Annotated in this window: 5 protein-coding genes and 1 pseudogene; 3 read left to right on the top strand and 3 right to left on the bottom strand. The window is 66.1% G+C overall.

Annotated features, from left to right (window positions below):
• The 3 genes and pseudogenes from DYI24_RS21190 to DYI24_RS21180 form a co-directional block, all read right to left on the bottom strand.
• Positions 1-182 (bottom strand): annotated as a pseudogene (locus DYI24_RS21190) (putrescine ABC transporter permease PotH); the annotation flags it as partial.
• On the bottom strand, positions 179-1,324 hold the full coding sequence (locus DYI24_RS21185) for an ABC transporter ATP-binding protein (protein WP_164573729.1): 1,146 nt from the start codon (positions 1,322-1,324) through the stop codon (positions 179-181). The gene DYI24_RS21185 and the pseudogene DYI24_RS21190, both read right to left, overlap by 4 nt.
• Before the next feature lie 100 nt (positions 1,325-1,424).
• On the bottom strand, positions 1,425-2,231 hold the full coding sequence (locus DYI24_RS21180) for a TrmB family transcriptional regulator (protein WP_164573728.1): 807 nt from the start codon (positions 2,229-2,231) through the stop codon (positions 1,425-1,427).
• 229 nt (positions 2,232-2,460) lie between these two features.
• Between DYI24_RS21180 and DYI24_RS21175 the strand changes: the two genes are divergently transcribed.
• The 3 genes from DYI24_RS21175 to DYI24_RS21165 form a co-directional block, all read left to right on the top strand.
• Complete coding sequence (locus tag DYI24_RS21175; RefSeq protein ID WP_107345777.1) at positions 2,461-3,294, top strand: ABC transporter permease; 834 nt, start codon at positions 2,461-2,463, stop codon at positions 3,292-3,294.
• Between the two features lie 11 nt (positions 3,295-3,305).
• A complete protein-coding gene (locus DYI24_RS21170) occupies positions 3,306-4,151 on the top strand; it encodes an ABC transporter ATP-binding protein (protein WP_164573727.1) in 846 nt (281 codons plus the stop codon).
• A gap of 3 nt (positions 4,152-4,154) precedes the next feature.
• Positions 4,155-4,970, top strand: an 816-nt coding sequence (locus tag DYI24_RS21165) for an ABC transporter substrate-binding protein (RefSeq protein WP_164573726.1), incomplete at its 3' end; no start/stop codon positions are given.

The raw sequence follows: 4,970 nt of genomic DNA, 5'->3' as shown, positions 1-4,970 counted from the left end.
AATGCGGTCCAGCCGGCGGCAAGATCGAACACCGGCGTATAAGGCGGCTGGGCGATCGCGGTGTGCGACAGGCTGATCTTCACCACGAAGCCGAACGGCACCAGGAAGAACAGCAGCATCCAGACATAGGGCGCGACGGCCGCGAGCCGCGCCGGCTTGGTGAAAATCCGGCGGCCGCTCATCGGGTCAGCACCACGCAATCGTCGGGCGAGAACCACGCCACCACGTGCTGGCCGGCGTGATACGCGTCGACGTCGAGCCGCGTCGTATTGGCCATCGCGGCCAGCAAGGTGGCGCCGTGATCGAGCCGAACCTTGTAGCTGGTCATGCCGCCGGCATAGCCGATGTCGGTAATGGTGCCGTCGAGCCGGTTGATCGCATCGGCATGGCCGGCGTCGGCGGCAGGGCCGCGCAGCGACAGCTTGATCTTCTCCGGCCGGATCGCGCCGCAGATCGCCTCGGCCTCCAGCGCGGTGCGCGGCTCTGCCACCACGACCTCGCCGGCCCCGCCGGTCGCAACCGTGATGCGGCCGTTGTCGCGGCCGGCGACGCTGCCTTCCAGCATGTTGACGTCGCCGACAAACTCCGCGACCCAGCGCGACGCCGGCGCTTCGTAGAGCTGCCGCGGCGCCGCGACCTGATCGAGCTTGCCGGCGCGCATCACGCCGATCCGGTCGGCCACCGTCATCGCCTCCTGCTGATCGTGGGTGACGATCACGAAGGTCATGCCGAGCCGCTTCTGCAGCGCCATCAATTCCAGCTGCGTGCTTTCGCGCAGCTTCTTGTCCAGCGCCGCCATCGGTTCGTCGAGCAACAGCAGCTTCGGCCGCAGCGCAAGCGCCCGCGCCAGCGCGACGCGCTGCTGCTGGCCGCCGGAGAGCTGATCCGGCTTGCGCTTGCCGAGCCCTTCGAGCCTGACCAGCGCCAGCATCTCGGCGACCCGCGCCTTGATCTCCTTGCGGGGCAGTCGCGCCCGCTTCAGCCCGAACGCGATGTTGGCCGCGACGGTAAGGTGCGGAAACAGCGCGTAGTTCTGGAACATCATGTTGACCGGGCGCTCGTGCGGCAGCACCGCGGCGATATCCACGCCGTTCAGCAGGATGCGCCCGGCATCCGGCGTCTCGAAGCCCGCCAGCATCCGCAGCAGCGTCGTCTTGCCGCAACCGCTGGGACCCAGCAGCGCGAAGAACTCCCCGGCCTTGATGTCCAGCGACAGCCGGTCGACGGCGACAAAACCGCCGAACCGTTTCTCCACGGCTTCGATACGCAACAGCGGCTCACCGGCAACCTCGGCCGGCGCGGAATATCCAGCGTGCTCCGTCATGTCCTCAGCGTCTCTACAGCTCCAGGCCGGTTCGATCAGAACCGCAAGCTGTAGCGGCCTATCGCACGCTACTCAACCGTCGCGAACGCCGGTACTTCGCTCATCCCTCGCCGTCGGGCGTCAGGATCACCGGCTGGGTATCCGGCGTACTGAGACTCCACATCGCGTCGAACATCGAGGCCTGGAACGCGGCGAATTCGGCGCTGTCGATGATCAGCCCGTAGCTCTCGCGTGCAGACGAGATCAGGCAGACTTTGTTGCCGTAGATGAAACAGGTCATCGACAGCGTGTGCTCGTGCGGCGCGTAGCGCAGCTCGCGGCACAATTCCTGGCTGGACGGCCAGATCGGCGCGATGTCGCGCTCGACCGAGCGGATTACCCGCAGCCAAATGCCGCGGCGGGCGCGCTCCTGCAGGTAGTGCTCCATTTCTTCCAGGCCCGGCTCGGCCATTAGTTCGCGCATCGACAGCGTCGCGCGCAGCACCTTGTCACCGCCGGAAAGCGTATCCCACAGCGTGGTGCGGATACCTTCGGGCCCGGGATGGAAGCGTACGTTCGGCTGGCCGCTCTCGTGGTGATACATCGAGCGCAGCACCGGCATCACGTCTTCCAGCATCTGCCGACGCGCTTCCAGCCGCTCCAGCAGGATGCCGGGCTCCTGCGCGACGACGAAGCGCCGCTTGCCGTGGTCGACGAACCGGACCAGCCCCTCGGCTTCCAGCTTGGCGAGCGCATCATGCGCGGTGGTGCGCGGCAGGCCGGCCTTGGCCGCCACCGCCGTCACCGACGCGCCGCCGAGCCCGACGGCGGTCAGATACAGCTTGTAGAGCGACCCGGTGATGCCGATCCGGGCCAATTTTCCTTCGATATCCAACGTCGTCCCCCACCGCCGAAGCGCGCCGACCATGTCCGATCTCGGCCGCAACGTCTATTGTCGGATTTTTCCGACGATTTATGGCCGAAATTGACCGCAATGCACAATGCGCCGGCAAATGGCGTCAAGTTAAGCGGATATTTTGCGGTTTTGCTCGATTTATGTTCCGACGCCTCGCCGATTCAGATTGACGGATTTGTCCGACATATTCCAAAGTTCAGGGGTCACGCGACGACGGAGCGCGACCAAAGGAGGATTGCAGATGGAAGCGGAAGCCGATGCGGGCCGCCTGCCGGTTGAAACCATGAGGCCGCGGTTCGCGATGATTCAGAATGCCTTTGCGGGGCGGCCGATGCGGGCCGCGGTCGGTCTCACCGCGTTCTTCGCGATCTGGCAGGCGATCACCCAGCTCAATCTGGTCGACGGCTTCCTGCTGCCCTCGCCGGTCGCGATCGCCGAGGCGCTGTGGCAACTCGCGCTCGACGGCTCGCTCTGGGTGCATCTCGGCGCCAGCCTGCAGCGCGTCGCGGTCGGCTTCCTGCTCGCCTGCGTCGTCGGCCTGGCGCTCGGCTTGCTCTGCGGCTGGTGGCGCACAGTGTCGGACTACGTCCGGCCAGTGATCGAAGCGCTGCGGCCGATCCCGCCGCTGGCCTGGATCCCGATCACCATCCTGTGGTTCGGCCTCGGCGACGCTGCCTCCTACTTCCTGGTGTTCCTCGGCGCCGTCTTCCCGGTGTTCATCGCCACCTACACGGCGATCCGCGGGCTCGACCGCAACCAGATGAACGCCGCGCTCTGCCTCGGCGCCAAGCCCTGGCAGCTGTTCACCGACGTGCTGATCCCCGCCTCGCTGCCGATCATCCTGCCCGGCCTGCGCATCGCGCTCGGCGTCGGCTGGATGTGCGTCGTCACCGCCGAACTGATCGCCGCCCAGACCGGCCTCGGCTACCTGATCCAGCAGTCACGCATGCTCTTCCAGATCAACAACGTCGTCGCCGGCATGGTGACGATCGGACTGATCGGCTTTGCGATGTCCGCCATCCTTGAACGTATCGAGCGGCGCGTGAACGCGTGGGCTCCTTCCGAGCGCAGCTGAGGGCCCTCACCATGAACGCACAATTCGCACCCGCCACCTTCGCCGCCGCCGAGCTTGCCGTGCCACAGGCCACCACCGCCGAGGTCCAGATCGACATCCGCAATGTCGGCAAGGTGTACGACTCCAAGACCACCCACCAGGCGGTGATCGCGCTCGACGGCGTGTCGCTGCGCATCAAGAAGGGCGAGTTCATCTCGCTGCTCGGCCCGTCGGGCTGCGGAAAGTCGACGCTGCTCAGCATCATCGCCGGCTTCCAGTCGGCCTCGAGCGGCCAGATCCTGCAGGACGGCCGTCCGATCTCGAAACCTGACGCGTCGCGCACCGTGGTGTTTCAGGACTACGCACTGTTCGGCTGGATGACGGTGCAGCAGAACGTCGAGTTCGGCCTGAAGGCGAAAGGCATGCCGAAGGCCGAACGCGCCGAGATCGCGCGAGCGCTGATCAAGACGGTTCACCTCACCGGCTTCGAAGACAAGTATCCGCATCAGATGTCCGGCGGCATGAAGCAGCGCGCCGCGATCGCCCGCGCGCTGGCGCCCGATCCCGACATCCTCCTGATGGACGAGCCGTTCGGCGCGCTCGACGCCCAGACCCGCGTGCTGCTGCAGGAAGAAATCGCCCGCATCTCCTCGGAGGCCGGCAAGACGGTGATCTTCGTCACCCACGGCATCGAAGAGGCGGTGTTCCTCGCCGACCGCGTGGTGGTGATGAGCCCGCGGCCCGGCCGCGTCCGCGACGAAGTGCTGGTGCCGCTGCCGCGGCCGCGCACCGCCGAAATGCGTTCCGATCCATGGTTCGTCTCCACGGTCAACGACCTCTGGGAGACGCTGAAGCCTGAATGGCAAAAAGGGGAATAAGCCGTGACAATCACTGTATCGCGCCGCCGCTTCGGTCAGCTCGCCGCCGGCTTTGCCGCCACCATGCCGCTCGCGGCGCCGTCGATCCTGCGCGCGCAGGGAGCCGACGTCGTCAAGATGGGCTGGTTCAACACCACCACGGTGTCGGCCCAGATCGCCCACGTGCTGATGCGCACCGATATCGCGGAGCGTCACGGCCTGAAGATGGAGATGATCCAGCTCGCTGCGTCGCCGGCGATCACCGAGGCGCTGGTCTCCGGCGCGGCCGACATCGGCACGCTGTCCGATTTTGCCGCCGTCACCACGATGGCGATCGGCGCGCCGGTCACCACCGTGTCGTCGCAGGCGATCTTCCGCTCGGCCGTGCTGACGACCAAGAAGTCCGGCATCACCGATTTGGCCGGCCTCAAGGGCAAGCAGATCTACGGCACCTTCGGCATCACCGCGTTCCAGAACGCACAGGAGGCCGTGGCGAAGGCCGGACTGACGCCGGGCAAGGACGTCACCTTCGTCAATGTCGGCCCCGCCGAACTCGCCGACGCGGTCGGTTCGCAGCGGATCGATGCGTTCTTCACCTACGACCCGTTCGTATCGTTCTTCGAGAACGCCGGCTTCGCCCAGGTGGTGTCGCAGAACGTCACGCCGGTGATCGTGCTCGCCGCCAATAACCGCTTCTTCAAAGACCGCCCCGACGTGCTGAAACGGATGCTGATGGCGAATTCCGAAGCGCTGTTCTTCGCCAGCCAGAATCACGATCTGGTCAATGGCTGGTTCCGCACGCTGGAGCCCGCCAAGAACATTCCGGTCGAGGTGCTGGAG

Source organism: Rhodopseudomonas sp. BR0C11 (genome assembly GCF_010820945.1).
In the GTDB taxonomy this organism is placed as follows: Bacteria; Pseudomonadota; Alphaproteobacteria; order Rhizobiales; family Xanthobacteraceae; genus Rhodopseudomonas; species Rhodopseudomonas palustris_H.
The sequence above is the reverse complement of the archived record's forward strand: the minus strand, read 5'-3'. Positions and strand labels throughout refer to the sequence as shown.